The sequence below is a fragment of the Vibrio sp. R12-SG2-ISO1 genome (assembly GCF_059834045.1).
The window spans coordinates 48,596-66,271 of record NZ_JCBDGO010000025.1; the positions used below are offsets into that span (position 1 = coordinate 48,596).

13 protein-coding genes are annotated in these 17,676 nt (G+C 46.7%); 11 read left to right on the top strand and 2 right to left on the bottom strand.

Annotated features, from left to right (window positions below):
* Positions 1–38 precede the first annotated feature (38 nt).
* From AC6R10_RS17140 to rmf, 8 genes are all read left to right on the top strand, one after another.
* On the top strand, positions 39–4,880 hold the full coding sequence (locus tag AC6R10_RS17140; RefSeq protein ID WP_500673026.1) for an NAD-glutamate dehydrogenase: 4,842 nt from the start codon (positions 39–41) through the stop codon (positions 4,878–4,880).
* A gap of 86 nt (positions 4,881–4,966) precedes the next feature.
* Complete coding sequence (gene pyrD / locus AC6R10_RS17145) at positions 4,967–5,977, top strand: quinone-dependent dihydroorotate dehydrogenase (protein ID WP_500673027.1); 1,011 nt, start codon at positions 4,967–4,969, stop codon at positions 5,975–5,977.
* Positions 5,978–6,167: 190 nt separating this feature from the next.
* Positions 6,168–6,713: a cell division protein ZapC gene (locus tag AC6R10_RS17150; protein ID WP_500673028.1), complete on the top strand. Its 546-nt coding sequence runs from the start codon at positions 6,168–6,170 to the stop codon at positions 6,711–6,713.
* Positions 6,714–7,210: 497 nt separating this feature from the next.
* The gene (gene rlmKL, locus AC6R10_RS17155; RefSeq protein WP_500673029.1) at positions 7,211–9,346 is read left to right on the top strand and encodes a bifunctional 23S rRNA (guanine(2069)-N(7))-methyltransferase RlmK/23S rRNA (guanine(2445)-N(2))-methyltransferase RlmL; all 2,136 of its coding nucleotides are present in this window, start codon (positions 7,211–7,213) and stop codon (positions 9,344–9,346) included.
* 32 nt (positions 9,347–9,378) lie between these two features.
* Positions 9,379–9,621 (top strand): glutaredoxin family protein, encoded by a 243-nt coding sequence (locus AC6R10_RS17160; RefSeq protein WP_487901995.1) that lies wholly within the window; start codon positions 9,379–9,381, stop codon positions 9,619–9,621.
* Positions 9,599–11,515, top strand: coding sequence for an ABC transporter ATP-binding protein (locus tag AC6R10_RS17165; RefSeq protein ID WP_500673030.1), 1,917 nt, complete (start codon positions 9,599–9,601; stop codon positions 11,513–11,515). The genes AC6R10_RS17160 and AC6R10_RS17165 overlap by 23 nt, the downstream gene beginning before the upstream one ends.
* Before the next feature lie 8 nt (positions 11,516–11,523).
* Positions 11,524–13,113: a DUF3466 family protein gene (locus AC6R10_RS17170; RefSeq protein ID WP_500673031.1), complete on the top strand. Its 1,590-nt coding sequence runs from the start codon at positions 11,524–11,526 to the stop codon at positions 13,111–13,113.
* A 165-nt stretch (positions 13,114–13,278) separates the two neighbouring features.
* On the top strand, positions 13,279–13,452 hold the full coding sequence (rmf, locus tag AC6R10_RS17175; protein ID WP_334555374.1) for a ribosome modulation factor: 174 nt from the start codon (positions 13,279–13,281) through the stop codon (positions 13,450–13,452).
* 132 nt (positions 13,453–13,584) lie between these two features.
* Here rmf and fabA read toward each other — a convergent pair whose 3' ends face one another.
* Positions 13,585–14,103, bottom strand: coding sequence for a bifunctional 3-hydroxydecanoyl-ACP dehydratase/trans-2-decenoyl-ACP isomerase (gene fabA, locus AC6R10_RS17180; RefSeq protein WP_004743352.1), 519 nt, complete (start codon positions 14,101–14,103; stop codon positions 13,585–13,587).
* Positions 14,104–14,195: 92 nt separating this feature from the next.
* On the bottom strand, positions 14,196–15,842 hold the full coding sequence (locus tag AC6R10_RS17185) for a S16 family serine protease (RefSeq protein WP_500673032.1): 1,647 nt from the start codon (positions 15,840–15,842) through the stop codon (positions 14,196–14,198).
* A 228-nt stretch (positions 15,843–16,070) separates the two neighbouring features.
* Here AC6R10_RS17185 and matP point away from each other — a divergent pair, with 228 nt between their 5' ends.
* From matP to AC6R10_RS17200, 3 genes are all read left to right on the top strand, one after another.
* Positions 16,071–16,517, top strand: a complete 447-nt coding sequence (gene matP / locus AC6R10_RS17190; RefSeq protein ID WP_500631057.1) for a macrodomain Ter protein MatP — start codon at positions 16,071–16,073, stop codon at positions 16,515–16,517.
* Positions 16,518–16,526: 9 nt separating this feature from the next.
* Positions 16,527–16,838 (top strand): DUF3634 family protein, encoded by a 312-nt coding sequence (locus AC6R10_RS17195; RefSeq protein ID WP_500673033.1) that lies wholly within the window; start codon positions 16,527–16,529, stop codon positions 16,836–16,838.
* A gap of 102 nt (positions 16,839–16,940) precedes the next feature.
* Positions 16,941–17,255 carry a hypothetical protein gene (locus AC6R10_RS17200; protein ID WP_500631058.1) on the top strand — a complete coding sequence of 105 codons (315 nt, stop codon included), beginning with the start codon at positions 16,941–16,943 and terminating at the stop codon, positions 17,253–17,255.
* Positions 17,256–17,676: the final 421 nt, after the last annotated feature.

The following is a 17,676-nucleotide window of genomic DNA, read 5'->3' on the forward strand; positions in this document are numbered from 1 at the left end:
CCCCCTACTTAAAAAAATTCTAATAGTGGAGTGTGAATATGACCGCGCGTGAAACCCTAATGCCGGTTCTGCTTGAAAAAGTCTACAAGCTGATTCAAGACAAACTCGAGCTTGCTCATCAACCTTTAGTCACTCAACTTGCTCAACACCTGTTCAGTAATATTGCTCAAGACGACCTGATTGAACGAAACGAATCGGATCTCTACGGTGCGGTCGTCAGTTTGTGGCATCACATCAATGAAAAGAAACCCGATGAGATATCGGTTCGCGTCTTTAACCCGACGGTAAGCCGTCAAGGTTGGCAATCGACGCACACTATCGTTGAAATTGTTGTCCCGGACAGTCCATTTCTTGTCGACTCAATCAAAATGGCGCTGAGCCGTTTAGACATGGCGTCACATCTGATGTTACATGGCCCAACGCAAATCGAACGCGGTGCCAAAGGGGTGATTAAATCGATCAATGAGGGTGAGGGCGCGTTGCAATCGCTGTTTCATATCGAAGTGGATAGACTCAGTGACAAATCGGCGATGACGTCACTCAAAGATGAGCTGATCAAAATTCTCACCGATACCGGTATGGTGGTTAAAGATTGGCGTCAAATGGTTGAGAAACTCGAATTAGTGACCAACCAACTGGAAGCACAAAAAGATCATATTCCCGTCGAAGGGGATCGCTATGAAGATACACTGAACTTTTTGCGTTGGCTTGGCGATCACAACTTCACCTTCATGGGTTACAAAGAGTATGACCTCGTCTCTACAGACGGCGATACAGAACTGCGCCCAACCAAAGAACAAGGTCTGGGCTTGTTTGCCAATCCGGATCGTGTGCGCAGCGTGAAACTGTCTGATTTCCCTGATTCTGCGCGCCTCGAAGCGAAGAAACCCTTTTTATTGATTGTGACCAAAGGAAACGTCGCTTCTCGTATTCATCGTCCTGCGTATACCGATTACATCGGGATCAAAAAATTTGATGAGAATGGCAAAGTGATTGGCGAGCATCGTTTCACTGGGCTTTACACTTCTGCGGTGTACAACCAAAGTGTGGCGAGCATTCCACTGATTCGTGAAAAGGTTGAACGAATCCTTAAAGCCAGCGGGTATCGCGAAGGTTCCTACTCATACAAAGCGCTACACAATATCCTAGAAAACTATCCGCGTGATGAACTGCTCCAAGCCAAGGAAGAAGAGTTACTTGAAGTCGGTATGGGCGTGGTGCAGATGCAAGACCGTGACTTGTTGCGTCTGTTTGTGCGCAAAGACCCGTTCGGTCGTTTCTTTAGCTGCATGGTCTATGTGACGAAAGATCGTTACAACACCGAGCTGCGTCGTCAAACTCAACGTATCTTGAAGCAGTATTTTGGTTGCGAGCAAGAAGTGGAGTTCACCACTTACTTCTCTGAAAGCCCACTGGCAAGAACCCACTACATCGTTCGTGTTGACAACAACAACATGGACATTGATGTGAAAACTATAGAGCAAAACTTAATGGAAGCATCGTCGACTTGGGATGATCGTCTCTCTGATGCGATCGTTGCGAACTTTGGAGAGAGTAAAGGGTTGCCGTTGTCGAAAGAGTACAACCGCGCTTTCCCACGATCCTATAAAGAAGATGTGATGCCAGGCTCGGCCGTCGCCGATATTGAGCGCCTCGAAGCGCTCAGTGACGACAACAAACTGGGTATGTTGTTCTATCGTCCGCAAGAGCTGGCCAAAGATTCGAAATCGGTGAGACTCAAACTATACCACCGTGATGAGCCGATTCATCTTTCGGATGTCATGCCGATGTTGGAAAACTTGGGGCTGCGCGTCATTGGTGAATCTCCGTACGAAGTGCATAAAGCCAACGGACAAGTTTATTGGATCCTCGATTTTTCGATGCTGCATAAGAGTGAGAAAACCGTTGATCTTCGCGTCGCACGCGATCGTTTCCAACAAGCCTTTGCGTCAATCTGGGCGGGAGACTTAGAGAGCGATGGCTTTAACCGATTGGTTCTTGGCGCTTCGTTAACTGGTCGTGAAGTCTCGATTCTACGCGCTTACGCTCGATACATGCGTCAAGTCGGCTTCCCATTTAGCCAACAGTACATTGAAGAAACACTGAGCCATTACCCTGATCTTGCCAAAGGCCTAGTCACGCTGTTTGCTAAGCGCTTTGATCCTAAATTCAAAGGCAGCAAAAAAGGACAAGTGGACTTAGTCGAGAAAATGACTGAGCAGCTTGATCACGTTGAAAGCTTGGACGATGACCGCATCATCCGTCGTTACATGGAAATGATCACCGCGACGGTTCGCACCAACTACTATCAAGTGGATGACCAAAACCAGCCTAAACCTTGGCTCTCGTTAAAACTTCAGCCGCGTAAGATTCCAGATATTCCTCAGCCGGTTCCGGCTTTTGAAATTTTCGTTTATGCGCCGGACATTGAAGGTGTTCACTTGCGTGGCGGAAAAGTCGCGCGAGGTGGGTTACGTTGGTCTGATCGTCAAGAAGATTTCCGTACCGAGATTTTAGGTTTGGTAAAAGCGCAGCAAGTGAAAAACACCGTGATTGTGCCGGTGGGCGCGAAAGGAGGTTTCGTCTGTAAACGTCAACACACACTGAGCGGTCGTGACGAAATCTTTGCTGAAGGTCAGCGCTGTTACAAACGCTTTATTCGTGCACTGCTTGATGTGTCTGACAACATCATTGAAGGGGAAGTCATCGCGCCAAGTCATGTCGTGCGTCATGATGAGGATGACCCGTATCTTGTTGTTGCAGCGGATAAAGGCACCGCGACGTTCTCGGATTTGGCGAACTCAGTCTCCGCAGAATATAACTTCTGGCTAGGGGATGCGTTTGCCTCTGGTGGTTCGAACGGTTACGATCACAAAGCAATGGGCATTACGGCTAAGGGTGGTTGGGAATCGGTCAAACGACATTTCCGTGAAATGGGCATCAACTGTCAAACGACCGATTTTACCGCGATTGGTGTGGGTGATATGGCGGGGGATGTCTTTGGTAATGGCATGCTGCTATCGAAGCATATCCGCTTGCAGGCTGCCTTTAACCATTTGCATATTTTCATCGACCCTGATCCTGATTCTGCAAGCAGTTGGGAAGAGCGCCAACGTTTGTTTAATCTACCGCGTTCAAGTTGGGAAGATTACAATCCGGAACTTATCTCCAAAGGCGGCGGTGTGTTCTCTCGCAAGTCGAAGTCTATTCCACTTTCCCCTGAGATCCAAAAAATGCTAGGGGTGAAGAAAGCGTCCGCTGCACCGAATGAACTGATCAAACTGATCCTGCAAATGAAAGTCGATTTGTTGTGGAACGGCGGTATCGGTACTTATGTGAAATCGTCTAAGGAGACGCATTCGGATGTCGGTGACCGTGCGAACGATGTATTGCGTATTGATGGACGAGATCTACGCGCTAAAGTGGTCGGTGAAGGTGGCAACTTGGGCATGACTCAACTCGGTCGAGTGGAGTACGCGTTGAAAGGTGGCCGCGTCAATACTGACTTTGTTGATAACGTCGGCGGTGTTGATTGCTCGGACAATGAGGTCAACATTAAGATCTTCCTCAACGGATTGGTGGCGAATGGTGACTTAACGGTTAAGCAGCGCAATCAAATCCTAGAGTCGATGGAAGATGAGGTCGGTGAGATTGTCCTTGAAGATGCGTATTGCCAATCTGAATCGATCTCTGTCACCGAACACCAAGGTACATCACTGGTTAAGGAACAAATTCGCTTTATCCATACGTTAGAAAAAGCAGGTCAACTGGATCGAGCGTTAGAGTACATTCCTGACGATGAAACCTTGTTAGAGCGAGAAAAGCAGGGTAAAGCGCTGACTCGTCCTGAGCTCTCTGTGCTGGTGGCGTATGGCAAGATGGTTCTGAAAGAAGAATTGGTGCATGACGACATTGCCAATGATCAGGTACATGCGCAGCAACTGATCCAATACTTCCCAACAGAGTTACGCCGTAACTATGCTCAGCAGATGGACAACCATCCACTCAAAGCCGAAATCATTGCCACCATGCTCGCCAATCAAATGGTGAATGAGATGGGGTGCAACTTTGTGACTCGACTCCGTGAGGAGACGGGGGCGCATGTCGTCGACATTACCAATGCGTATGTCGCCGCGCGTGAGATCTTCGGTTTGGGTGATGTGTTCACTCAACTTCGTGCTCTTGATAACCATGCTTCGACCGACGCTCAGTATGACATGATGTTTTATGTCAGACGTACGCTGCGCCGTCTGTCACGTTGGTTGATCCGTAATCGTACTGGTCGCCAATGTGTCAAAGCCATGATTGATCTCTATAAAGCAGACGTAGAAACCATCAAACAGCAACTTGATACCATGTTGGTTCCGGCGGAAGTCGAAGAGCACAATCAGATGGCAACCCGTTGGATTGAGCAGGGCGTATCTGAAGCGTTGGCGAGTTATGTTGCACGTTTGTCGAGCCTCTACTCAGTACTGGATATATCCACAGTGGCTCGTGAAAAAGGCAAATCGGTTGAGCAAAGTGCAAAACTCTACTACAACTTGGGCGATCGTTTGTCTCTCCACTGGTTCTTGAAACAAATCAATACTCAAGCCGTGGACAACCACTGGCAAGCCTTGGCTCGCGCAGCATTTAGAGAAGATCTTGATTGGCAGCAACGTCAGTTAACTGGGCAAGTGTTGAGTTGCAACTGCGATCCGAAAGATCTTGATGTAATGAAAGCACTCGATGATTGGATTGAGAAAAACGAAGTGTCGCTGCATCGATGGGAAAATATTCTCAACGAGTTTAAAGTGGGGGCTGTGCATGAATTCGCCAAGTTCTCAGTCGCATTGCGTGAATTGATGCTCCTCAACCTAAACTGCTCTGCCAATGAGTAACCGTTTGCGTTAATCGTTGAATTATTCGGTAAAACGTTGAATAATACTGCCCCGTTTATACGGGGCTTTTTTCTTTCGGAGGCACAATGCTTTACCGTCTTGCCAGAGCTGGCTTTTTCCAACTTGATGCCGAGAAGGCACACGATCTCGCCATTGAAAACTTCAAACGTTTTACCGGCACACCATTGGATCTTTTCTACAGACAGCAACTCCCGCATCGCCCAGTCGAGTGCATGGGTCTGACTTTTCGCAACCCAGTAGGCCTTGCAGCGGGTCTGGACAAAAATGGCGAATGTATTGAAGCCTTTGATGCCATGGGTTTTGGTTTTGTCGAAGTAGGGACGGTAACACCACGTCCGCAACCGGGTAACGACAAGCCGCGTTTGTTCCGTCTTGTTGAAGCACAAGGGATCATCAACCGCATGGGTTTCAACAATCTCGGCGTCGATAATCTTGTCGAGAATGTTAAAAAAGCCAAGTATGACTGCTTACTTGGTATCAATATCGGCAAGAATAAAGACACACCGATCGAAAAAGGCGCCGATGACTACCTAATCTGTATGGAGAAGGTTTACCAATATGCGGGTTATATTGCCGTCAACATCTCCTCACCAAACACTCCGGGACTACGTTCGTTGCAATATGGTGAAGCGCTCGATGAATTATTGAGTGAACTCAAAGCCAAACAAGCGGAGCTTGCTGAAAAACACAGTAAGTACGTGCCATTAGCACTTAAGATCGCACCGGATCTGAGCGATGATGAGATCAGCCAGATCTGTCAGTCGCTCCTTAAGAACAACATCGATGGTGTCATTGCGACTAACACGACTCTCGACCGATCGATTGTGGAAGGAATGAAATACGCCAACGAAGCAGGGGGCCTAAGTGGTCGTCCAGTGCAATCTCGCAGCACCGAAGTCGTTCGACGTTTACATGAAGAGCTGGGGGATGCGATCCCTGTGATTGGTGTGGGTGGTATCGACTCATATGTCGCCGCCAAAGAAAAACTGATGGCAGGGGCAAAGCTAGTACAAGTTTATTCTGGTTTTATCTACCACGGCCCTGGCTTAGTGAAAGACATTGTTAAAAATCTATAATTAGTCGCTGTATTTCTGGATAGAGTGACGCCGTCACCTGATAAATATGTCACTATAAATCGAGCAATCTAAGAGGAAATGAGAATTCATTTCCTCTTTTTTTTTGCCAATGAGTGCATAAAATCAGCCTTAAGACTTGGAAAGGTAATTAAGCGTTTTACCTAAACCCATCAGGCGAAGAGACGGAACGATGCTTAAACCCAGTGACAAATGGACTTGGTACTATGATGACACCGAAGGGCACCTTATGCTCGATCTCGGTGACAACATGGTCTTCAAAACCAACCTTTCCCGCAAACTTATCGTAGACTGTGCCGTTGGCGTTAACGAATTTAGCGTTGATGATGCGTCTGCATTTCAAACGTACAAAGAGCAAATCTCTCTCCTTGGTCTTAGTGAACCGCGTCAAGCTGAGCTCGCACTCTACTGTGTAGCGGCTAAGCGTTTCCACAAACCGGTTCAGCCGAAGAGTTGGTTTTTCGACAATATTTCTGACGGTGAACAACCCCTTGAAGAGGGCGATTTTGTCTATCTGTCGAATCAGTTTAGCCAAGGTTATTTTATTGTTTTGGAAGTTGGGGATAGCGCCAGCTTGTGTGCCCAGGTCAGTCTCGAAGCATTTCACCTCAACCCTTCTAAATCACTCCAGTTTGGCCAAGCCATTAAGGTGATGCATGATCGCATGCGTGTGGCCAACCAACAGTTTCAAACGCAGCCTATGGCGCTGGTGGGGTAGCTGTTAGCCTCCTTGTTGTATTCATTCCTTTGATTCATTTTTCATTTCCATCGGCCAAGCGCCGATTTTTTTTGTCTTAATTTTGAACGTTTATCTGTCTCACAAGTGTGAGTTAGTTGCCAGTTTTGCTCAACAAGTGACCAGTTAAACCACGCGCTCTGAACCCTTACAATCATCAAATTCAACGAAAAATTCCTCTATTGAGGCATTTCTGAAATAAAATTACACTGAAAATGCTATCTGGTATATACCAATTTGAGTGTAAATAAGTATTCACTTCGCTTTAAAGGTACGTAGCGTCGTTGCTTGCAAAAAGTGAAGTTGGATTAGGTACGACAAATCATGGGTATGCCGTTCGGAGCACCATAAACAGGATGAGTGGTGAATGAATCATCGATTAACGTAGTAATTAAGTGAGATAAAGTGCGCAGGGAGTAACGCAATGTACGAATGTCGGTTATAATGCCGGGTCATTTTTTAAAGAAATAAACATCACTATGCATCAATATCTTGCGGTTACATCCAATGGTATGGAGAACCTGTTAGTTGAAGAGCTGACGAACTTGGGAATAGAGAACGCGAAACCTGTTCAGGCAGGGGTTCGCTTTAAAGCCACGAATGAGCAAGTGTATCGTGTGTGTCTATGGAGCCGTTTGGCCTCACGTTTTGTTCGCGTGCTTTCAGAGTTCACCTGTAATGATGATATGGATCTTTACCTTGCTGCCTCTGCGGTCAACTGGGTCAACCATTTCCACAGCTCAAAGAAGTTTGTCGTGGATTTTAACGGCACAAACCGCGAGATTCGTAACAGCCAGTATGGTGCGATGAAGGTCAAAGATGCGGTTGTCGATTGCTTTGAAAAGAAAAACTTACCGAGACCGTCGATCAGTAAAGATCATAGTGATCTTCGTATCCATGTCCGCTTACACAAAGATAAAGCCTTGTTAGGTATTGATATGGTCGGTAGCGGCTTACACCAACGGGGCTACCGAAGCGAATCTGGCCGAGCGCCATTGCGTGAGACACTCGCGGCAGCCATTATCGGCCGCAGTGGTTGGCAAGCAGGTAGTAACTTGCTTGATCCTATGTGTGGCTCTGGCACCTTGCTGATAGAAGCTGCGATGATGGCAGCCAACATGGCGCCAGGCGTCAAACGCGCAAAGTGGGGCTTTGAATCCTTAGAAGATTTCGAACCTGAAGTGTGGGCGGAAATTAAATCTGAAGCGGCGGTTCAAGCTCGTCGTGGTGTCAAGAAAGTTGACTCTAAGTTTTACGGATTTGATAACGATAGCCGCGTGATTCAGATTGCCAAAGATAATGCCCGGCGCGCGGGTGTTGATGGATTGATCCACTTTGAGATGGGTGACGCAGCAAAAGTGACACGCCCAGCGGATTTCGATTCTGGAGTCGTGATCTGTAACCCACCTTACGGTGAACGTCTAGGTACGCATCCTGGCTTAATTGCGCTTTATACGGCGTTCGGCGCCCAGTTGAAGGCGGAATTTGGTGGCTGTCACGCGTCAATATTCTCAAGCTCTGATGAGTTGCTTAGCTGTTTACGCATGCGTGCAGAGAAACAGTTTAAGTTAAATAATGGTGCATTACCCTGTCACCAAAAGAACTACTCGATTTCAGCTCGATCAGCAGAGTCACGTAAAGATGCAGAGTCGGGTGAGACTCGTCAAAGCAGTATTGCACCTGACTTTTCAAATCGACTCAAAAAGAATCTCGTGAAAATTGGTAAGTGGGCGCGTAAAGAAGAGCTTGATTGCTATCGCGTCTACGATGCAGATTTGCCGGATTACAACGTGGCGATTGACGTGTACTGTGATCACCTCGTGATTCAAGAGTATGCTGCGCCTAAAAGCATTCCAGAGGAAACGGCAAAGCGACGTCTAACCGACATTATTCGAGCGACGATTGAAGTGACGGGGACCGATGCGAATAAAGTCGTGCTCAAAGTGCGTGAGAAGCAGAAAGGGCGCGCTCAATATCAGAAGCTTTCGCAAGAGTCGCGAAAAATGGAGGTTTCCGAGTACGGCGTGAAGCTGTTTGTGAACCTGCATGATTATCTCGATACCGGCCTGTTTTTAGATCATAAAATCACACGTCGCAGACTGGGAGAGATGGCAAAGGGTAAGGACTTCCTGAACTTGTTTGCGTACACAGGTTCTGCGACCGTCCACGCCGCGTGTGGTGGTGCAAAGTCGACCACCACCGTCGACATGTCCAAAACCTATTTAGATTGGGCGAAAGAGAACATGGCGTTGAATGGTCAAGTGGGGCGTCAACACCGTTTTGAGCAAGCCGATTGTTTGCAATGGCTTGAGAAATCGACGGCTCAGTTTGATCTCATCTTCATTGATCCCCCGACGTTTTCGAACTCAAAGCGCATGGAGCAGTCGTTCGATGTGCAAAGAGATCACATTCAACTGATGAGCCAGTTGAAACGCCTATTGCGCACTGACGGTACGATTGTGTTCTCCAATAACAAGCGTCACTTTAAGATGGACAATGATGCGTTGTCCGAGCTTGGTTTGGAGGCAAAGAATATCTCACACCAAACCTTGCCGATGGACTTCGCACGCAATAAACAGATTCATAACTGCTGGTTGATCACGCATCGCCAGTAAACTCGGTGTATGAACAAGGATAGATAGCATCGATGATTACCTTATACAGCACTGAAGGATGCCATCTCTGTGAGATGGCGTTTTCGCTCTGTCAAAGTGTCGGCATTGACCGTCTCGTTGAGCACGTCGATATCGCGTTCGACGATAAGCTCTTCTCTCGTTACGGCGTCACTATTCCTGTGCTTCGCGCAAACGAGAGTGAGCTTAATTGGCCCTTTGACAAACAACAACTGATTCAATGGTTAGAGAATAATGGCATTACTTACCATCAATAACGGATTACTCGCTTACGGTGATCACCCTTTACTTGACCACGCAGACTTCGCATTACAAGACAATGAGCGTGTCTGTTTGGTTGGGCGAAATGGCGCTGGTAAATCGACTCTCATGAAAGTGCTCGCGGGCGAAGTGCTGCTTGACGACGGTAAACTGACCGTCACGCAAGATGTGGTGGTATCGCGTCTTGAGCAAGATCCGCCACGAAATCAAGAAGGCACCGTGTTTGATTATGTCGCGGGTGGACTGGCTGAAATTGGTGAGCAAATTAAGATCTACCAAGATCAGCTCGATCTACTAGCGGTTGATCCATCTGAGCAAAACATCAATAAGTTGGCCCGTATTCAGGAGCAACTTGAACACACAGGTGCGTGGCGTTTCGAAGACAGGATTAAAAACGTCTTAGCCGCGCTTAAACTTGATGGCCACACTAAATTGACCGACTTGTCGGGGGGGTGGCAGCGCAAAGCCGCATTGGCGCGCGCTTTAGTGCGTGATCCCGATGTATTGCTGCTTGATGAGCCGACTAACCATCTCGATGTGACCACGATTGAGTGGTTAGAAACCTTCCTTAAAGATTTTCGTGGTTCCATCATCTTTATCTCTCACGACCGCGCTTTTATCAAATCTATGGCGACACGCATCGTCGATCTCGATCGCGGTCAGCTTGCCTCGTTTCCCGGTGACTACGACAACTATCTCGTGGAAAAAGAAGAGATGTTGCGCGTTGAGGAGATGCAAAACGCAGAGTTTGATAAGAAACTGGCGCAAGAAGAGGTTTGGATTCGTCAGGGCATCAAAGCCCGTCGTACGCGTAACGAAGGACGTGTTCGTGCGCTGAAAAAGTTACGCGAGGAGCGTCTCGATAGGCGAGAAGTGCAGGGTAAAGCGAATATCCAGATTGATGACGCTTCGCGTTCAGGAAAAATTGTTTTCGAAGCGCAGAACATCAACTACTCGATTGAGGGTAACCCAATTGTCCGCGATTTCTCTTTCAATATCATGCGTGGCGATCGGATTGCATTGGTTGGGCCGAATGGATGCGGGAAGAGTACGCTTCTCAAGCTGTTACTTGGCTCTTTACAGCCTGATAGCGGTAAACTCCACTGCGGAACTAAACTGGAAGTCGCATACTTTGACCAGTATCGAGAAATTCTAGATCCGGAAAAGACGGTGATCGACAACCTTGCTGATGGTAAACAAGAGGTGATGGTCGGCGGAAAGCCAAGGCACGCACTGAGCTACCTGCAAGATTTTTTGTTTGCACCAAAACGCGCGCGTACACCGGTAAAAGCGCTCTCTGGCGGTGAAAAAAATCGGCTACTTCTAGCGCGTATCTTCCTCAGACCGAACAATTTATTAGTGCTGGATGAACCCACCAACGATTTGGATATCGAAACTCTGGAACTTTTAGAAGATTTGCTTGCCAACTATCAGGGTACGTTGCTTTTAGTGAGCCACGATCGTCAGTTTGTTGATAACACAGTGACGACCAGTTGGATCTTTGAAGGTAATGGTGTGATTGAAGAGTTTGTTGGTGGCTATCACGATGCCCAGCAACAAAGAGTACAAGCGCATCAAGCCCGTGTGGTGGAAAATTCAGCAAAAGCAGTCAAACAAGTTGAGGAAACTCCCAAATCTGCAGTCACTAAGGCAAAGCCGAAGAAGTTATCTTATAAACTGCAGCGAGAATTAGAAGCCTTACCCGCTAAGTTGGAAGAGCTCGAGGCGCAAATTGAAGCGCTACAAGGGCAGGTGAATGACCCAAATTTCTTCGCCAAACCGACTGAGCAAACACAAACGATTTTAGATAAGCTCGCTCATACAGAGCAAGAGTTAGACGTTGCTTTCGAGCGTTGGGAAGAGCTCGAGGCAATGCAACAGGAAAGTTAAACAATACGATGAGTAGTAAGATCTTCAAAATATCCATGATTGCCGCCACGGTATCGGCGGCATTTAGTGCTAATGCGGCGTTGTATCAGGTATTTCATTATTCAGATGGTAATTCTGCGAAGAGTTTCGGTGTTGCAATCCAGCCATCAGCATCCGGCGTAGATTGTTGGGAGGCAGATGACTGTCTACTCACTCACGAGACGGAACATAAAATTGCCTACGAGGGTAAGCAATACAACGAAGGTTTTGAGTACCGCTATGAGTCGCCGTTCTTGACTCGTTTTGGTTTTGATTACATTGATTCCGGTGATGATATTTGGTCTAACTTTAGAAACTATTGTTACAACTATCTAGGGTATGCGGATACGTTGTGCGAGAACTGGGCGACCAACCAGTACACCTATGGGTATAAAAAAGAGCAAGATGGTGATATCTGGAATTCAGTCAGCTTTCTCGAAGGCACACAACTATTTGCATCAGAAGGGAACGTTATCGTTAACGCGATTACGGATACTGAGGAAGCCGTTGGTAACTATCAAACGGGTGACAGACGCAATACCGCATTTTTTGGAAGCTCTATTTTTGAAGACGGAGCGAGCTCACGTGCTTGGAAGTCTCTGAGTAATGATAGTATTAATTACGTCGTGGGTAGTGTTTCGAGCTTGGCATCGAACTCGGTAGATTACACATCTAAAGCTACAATTTGGGAAAATGGTACAGCAAAACAGATTGGATGGATTGGTGCTGCTTCAAATGATCGTATTCAACCCCAAGGTGCGGCAAGAGATATCGCTTTAATTAACGGTTCTATTTACGCTGTTGGTTATAACAGTGACTCCGACGAATACCTTAGAGCCGCGGTCTTCTCGCGTAACAGTTCGGGTAGTTGGTCGAGTCAGTTTGTTTCGGGTTTTGACTCTGGCGATAGAAATATTAGCAATTACTTGAACTCGGTCGTTTCCGCTGTGAATAACAACGGAAAAGCCGTCGGCACTTACAAAATGAGAGACGTGGTGGTCAACGGCTCCTACTCTAATGGCCTGTTCTACGTGGGCGATGTATCGTCACCCAAAGCGACGATTTTTAATGATAGTGTCCTATTCTATGGCGCAAACGGAAAAGCGGGCGGCATCAATAATGATGACTTAGTCGTGGGCGCAGTCGATTTTGAAACGCATCGAGAATACAACGGTAAACCAAGGGCGCAACGTGCTTTTATCACGACATTAGATGCCAGTAACAGTACACCGATTACATCCAGTTATTACCTAGATGATTTGACCTACACATCAAGCGATCCAAGTTTTAACAATGAATACAGAATACTGGATGCGACTGATATCAATGATGCTGGTGTCATTTCCGGCACGGCCTATTATTGTGCTGGTGGCTTTTCTAGCTACTCTATAGCCTCTTCTTGCGAAAGTGGCAGTGAAATCGTCGCAGTGAAATTAGTGCCTCTCTCGAGCGATACTTATGCCGAGCGAGATATAGAGAAACGCCCAGCGTCTGAATCCGACAAAGTCGACCGTCAAGGCGCTTCACTAGGTTTCTTTGCTTTAATGCTACTTTCATTCCTAGGGTTCCGTAGAAAGTAGGTTAAATTGTAAACTAGAGCACAGCCTCACAATTTTGACGCTGTGCTTTTTTTATACCTTGTTAAAGTGCCGATGATCGACGATTCTTAATCGTGGAATCACAAAAACTCCATGAAAAGTTAATAGTAGTACGTTAAGAAACACCGTATGTATGAGGACGACACTATGAAGAGACAAAAGCGTGACCGCTTAGAGCGAGCTCAATCTCAAGGGTACAAAGCGGGGCTTAATGGCCGCTCAATGGAAGCCTGCCCGTATCAGCAGATGGATGCTCGGTCGTATTGGCTCGGTGGTTGGCGTGATGCCAGGGACGACAAGCAGTCAGGTCTCTATAAATAACTCTTAACCCACATACTGCAAGGAACTAAGCCCCGAAAGGGGCTTTATCGTAGATATTTAGTGCACTATAACTAACCAGATTGAGCACAAAAAAGCGACTCGAGTGAGTCGCTAGAGAAAAGATTTAGAATGTTAGAAAGCAGACGTATCTTGGAAAAGACCAACTTTAAGATCTTTCGCTACGTAAATCTCTTTACCGTCGACAAGTACGCGACCATCCGCTAGACCCATAACAAGCTTACGGTTAACAACGCGCTTCATGTGAATTTCGTACGTCACTTTCTTCGCTGTTGGGAGAATTTGACCGGTGAATTTCACTTCACCCACGCCAAGTGCACGGCCTTTGCCTTTACCGCCAACCCAGCCGAGGAAGAAACCAACCAATTGCCACATCGCATCAAGACCAAGACAGCCTGGCATCACTGGGTCACCAGGGAAGTGGCAATCAAAGAACCAAAGGTCAGGAGTAATATCAAGCTCTGCCAGAATCAAACCTTTACCAAAATCACCTTCTGTTTCAGACATCTTAGTGACGCGATCCATCATTAGCATGTTCGGTGCAGGAAGCTGAGGGTAGCCCGGTCCGAACAGCTCACCTTGACTTGATGCCAGTAAATCTTCGCGGTTATAAGAATCTCGTTTGTTTTGCATTATCAATTACTCCAAATTTTGATAGCAGCATGTTAGTGAACACGTGTACGCTAAACAACTCCGATCAGTAAAAATGTGACGAAAAGAAAGCTTTAGCTAAGCCAACTCTTGATCTTGTCCATTAAGCTTAGGGGTTGGTCATGGCGCTCAAAGCTCTCTATACGCTCAGCGATTTTGCTAATAACGCTCGACTCGTCGTCTCCTCGGAAGGGCTTACCCATGATCAACGGGATGGCCTCATCAACCGTAGACACCGACCAAATATGGAACTCATTATTCTTGATACTTTCTATGACGTCTTTGTGAAGCGCTAAGTGTTTTAAATTCGTCTTAGGTAAAATGACGCCTTGATGCCCGGTGAATCCCTGGTGCTTACAGACGTGATAAAAACCTTCGATTTTCTCGTTTAATCCACCGACCGCCTGAACACGGCCAAACTGGTCGACCGCACCCGTTACGGCAATTTGCTGATTAATAGGGTACTCGGAAAGGGCACTGACAAAAGAGCAGAGCTCAGCGAGAGTCGCACTGTCACCATCCACTTCGCTGTACGACTGCTCAAACACGACAGACGCGGAATATGGCAGTGGTTCATCGAGATTGAGTGCGCTGCTGACGAACGCTTGCATGATCATCATGCCTTTCGCGTGTAAATTGCCGCCTAGCTCGGCCTTTCGCTCTACATCAGAGATGTCGCCATCACCAAAATGAATCACGCAAGAGATACGCGCCGGCTCACCATATGAGAGCGGGTGTCCTGGGACATCAATCACAGTGAGTCCGTTCACTTGGCCAACACACTCACCTTGCGTTTCAATCACGACTTGTCCCTCGGTGATGTCCGACAGGGCGCGCTCGCAAAGATATGACTCACGCTGGTACTTAGCATCAATCGCACTGTCTATGTCGTTGGCAGTGATGACATCGCTGTTAGAAAATAGCAGTGCCTCTTTAATAATCGATTGATACCAACTCACATCAAGTGGCATAAAGCTTTGGTCTTCCGTGTGCCTTGCACCGGCAACCATGACGCGCTTAACCGCATCTACCTCCAAGCTTGGAAGTTGGTACTGTGTCGATAACCAGGAGAGATAACCCAAGTAACGTTCGATGGACGCTTGGTTGAGAGCAACATCTAGCTCCACCTCGCTGTACATCGCCAGGCGGCTAAAAAGCTCTGGTTCTAGGTATTCGAGCTCAGTGAGTTGGTGTTGATCGCCCAATACGATGAGTTTCGCTTGGGCTACTGCCGTAGGGGCTTGATTCGCAGGGCGCGCGGGGTTGCTATTGATCAGCGGGTAAGACTCTCCCATTATCGCGGACTTGATTGCTGGCCAATGAACAGGGTGAGCTAGTAGCAAGTTGGCAGAGATAATGACGATTCCGTCGTCAGTGGCTTGTTGAAGTTGACCTTTTATCTGTGTGACAACGTCACCAGATTCATTGCAACTGTAGTGACCCAAAAGTGAGGATGCGTCAATGGACTCAGAGCATAGAACCTGTTTGGACTCATCAATCTTGTGAAGGGATTGCTTCAGCAGGCTTCGGTAGTGTGCATTATCCGGTGCATTAAGCACTAGGCAACGATAGTGTTCCAGTTTGCAAAACGTGTTCAATGTCTGCTTAAGGCGCGTTTGAATATCGAGAAAACTCACTTGCGGTAGAGTCGAGAATTGAGCCAACACTGCGTCAAAATGATCATAGTGTGGGGTCACGGTGCGCCAGCTTTCTTGCTTCATTGAAATCCAATTGTTTTATTAAAAAATGGAGTGGAATTATATAGAAAACTGCCTGGCTTATATAGGGGGAACATGTATAAGTTACACATCGGGGGGCATAACGGGCAATAACGTATTGTGTCATTGATCTTGCTCTTAATTTGCTCACAAATCACTTTCAACTCAGCGCGTTGTGAGTTACGCTGTCACTCAAACGGTTAGGGGAAGAACGACTAGGGAACGGCTGACATGAAATATCAACAATTGGAAAACTTGGAATGCGGATGGAAGTGGACTTATCTCATCAACAAGTGGAAGGCCGGTGAGTCGATTACACGCTATGTAGATCGAAGTGAAGCCGAGACCGCTGTTAAGTCTCTTCAGCAAATCCAGCACGAGCCAGTAAAAGTTCTCGAATGGATAGACAAGCACATGTCGCCTGAGTTGGACATCAAGTTAAAGCAAGCGATCCGAGCCAAAAGAAAGCGTCACTTCAATGCAGAACAAATCCACACCAAGAAGAAGTCCATCGATCTTGATTATCGTGTATGGGAGAAGCTGTCTTATCGCGCCAATGAGCTGGGGTGTACCTTATCAGACGCTATCGAATACTTACTCACCGAGGCATCGCGCAGCGAAAAAGCGAGTAAGACGGTCAGTAGCTTGAAAGAAGATTTAAGTAAGCTGTTAGATTAAGGGGGTTGTATGTTGTATGTGATTGTCATTGCTGCGGTCGTTACTTTTTGGTTAGTCGCCGTCGATAGACCGATTTTGAAAGCGAAGTTCGTAAACGGTAAATTAGAAAGCGAGAAAGGCCATTTCCCACCAAGCTTTCGCCACAATGTCTTAGAGATTGCGGAAAGAACGCCTTTTGATGGGGAGTTGAAAGTGTATCAACAACGTACCGGGACTAAACTTGTGTTCTCTAAGCAAGTTCCTAAAAAGGTCCAGCAACGCATTAGAAATGTATTTCCACACCAAGGGTTTAAATCGAAATCCGGAAAGAAAGCCCATTAACGTATGGCTTTCGCATGATAATTAAAGTGCCTCGTCGTAAAACGGTCATCTAGTCTCACCACGCCACCTTGCAATAAGTAAGGTGGTAGAGGAGGTGACCACATGAAATCTTTACTAATCTTCCTCTTTTGTTTCTTTCACGCATTCTCAGCTTTTGCTGATGACGCAGAGCGTTACACTGTAGCAAAAAAGATCAAGAAACAAGTGCTAAAGCAGTTAAACAAATCTGGTGTTCAAGGCTTTTGTGACGTGTACGTACACACCAAATTTGATGATAAGTATCTGAAAGTTATCCGAGTTAACTCATCTGGTGATCATCAAGTTTGCGATCAGTCAAAGAAAGTAATCCCCAAAGGGAAGCGTTACAAATCCTCAATACCACACGCCATTATTCATATCCATGTCAGCAGATATTAGGCACTATAACTAATTTTCTTGAGGTAAATACAAACCACCAATTAGCCTAATAAGCAAACTTGCGCGAAAAATCTAAACTCAAATCTTCGCAGTTGAACCAACAAAAGCAGCGGGATAACGTCGGTTACTAGGATCGCCCCGGGAGAAATGTGCCAAAGAAAAGGCGCTATATTGACTTAGCTGACTCGATAAACGTCGAATTTGTTTAAGGTTGTCTGCCATGGATTTGATGAAGGCGGTATCGTACTTAAAAGCGATTAATGTCTTGGTCACTCATGGGAATTAGCGTCAGTTGAGGTGCTCAAAGCTCAGAAATCGTTGGATAGTGATTACGTACAAGAATCGGATAATCCATTTAGGCATCAGTAGCGGCTAAACATTAACGAATAAGGCCACCAATCTACTGATACCAAAGTGCGTA

Bases quoted from the DNA above. Each gene is read 5' to 3' on its own strand.
- AC6R10_RS17160 (WP_487901995.1), top strand. From the start codon at position 9,379: ATGATTACCTTATACAGCACTGAAGGATGCCATCTCTGTGAGATGGCG.
- AC6R10_RS17150 (WP_500673028.1), top strand. From the start codon at position 6,168: ATGCTTAAACCCAGTGACAAATGGACTTGGTACTATGATGACACCGAA.
- rmf (WP_334555374.1), top strand. From the start codon at position 13,279: ATGAAGAGACAAAAGCGTGACCGCTTAGAGCGAGCTCAATCTCAAGGG.
- AC6R10_RS17140 (WP_500673026.1), top strand. From the start codon at position 39: ATGACCGCGCGTGAAACCCTAATGCCGGTTCTGCTTGAAAAAGTCTAC.
- rlmKL (WP_500673029.1), top strand. From the start codon at position 7,211: ATGCATCAATATCTTGCGGTTACATCCAATGGTATGGAGAACCTGTTA.
- AC6R10_RS17195 (WP_500673033.1), top strand. From the start codon at position 16,527: ATGTTGTATGTGATTGTCATTGCTGCGGTCGTTACTTTTTGGTTAGTC.
- AC6R10_RS17170 (WP_500673031.1), top strand. From the start codon at position 11,524: ATGAGTAGTAAGATCTTCAAAATATCCATGATTGCCGCCACGGTATCG.
- matP (WP_500631057.1), top strand. From the start codon at position 16,071: ATGAAATATCAACAATTGGAAAACTTGGAATGCGGATGGAAGTGGACT.
- AC6R10_RS17165 (WP_500673030.1), top strand. From the start codon at position 9,599: ATGGCATTACTTACCATCAATAACGGATTACTCGCTTACGGTGATCAC.
- AC6R10_RS17200 (WP_500631058.1), top strand. From the start codon at position 16,941: ATGAAATCTTTACTAATCTTCCTCTTTTGTTTCTTTCACGCATTCTCA.
- pyrD (WP_500673027.1), top strand. From the start codon at position 4,967: ATGCTTTACCGTCTTGCCAGAGCTGGCTTTTTCCAACTTGATGCCGAG.
- fabA (WP_004743352.1), bottom strand. From the start codon at position 14,103: ATGCAAAACAAACGAGATTCTTATAACCGCGAAGATTTACTGGCATCA.
- AC6R10_RS17185 (WP_500673032.1), bottom strand. From the start codon at position 15,842: ATGAAGCAAGAAAGCTGGCGCACCGTGACCCCACACTATGATCATTTT.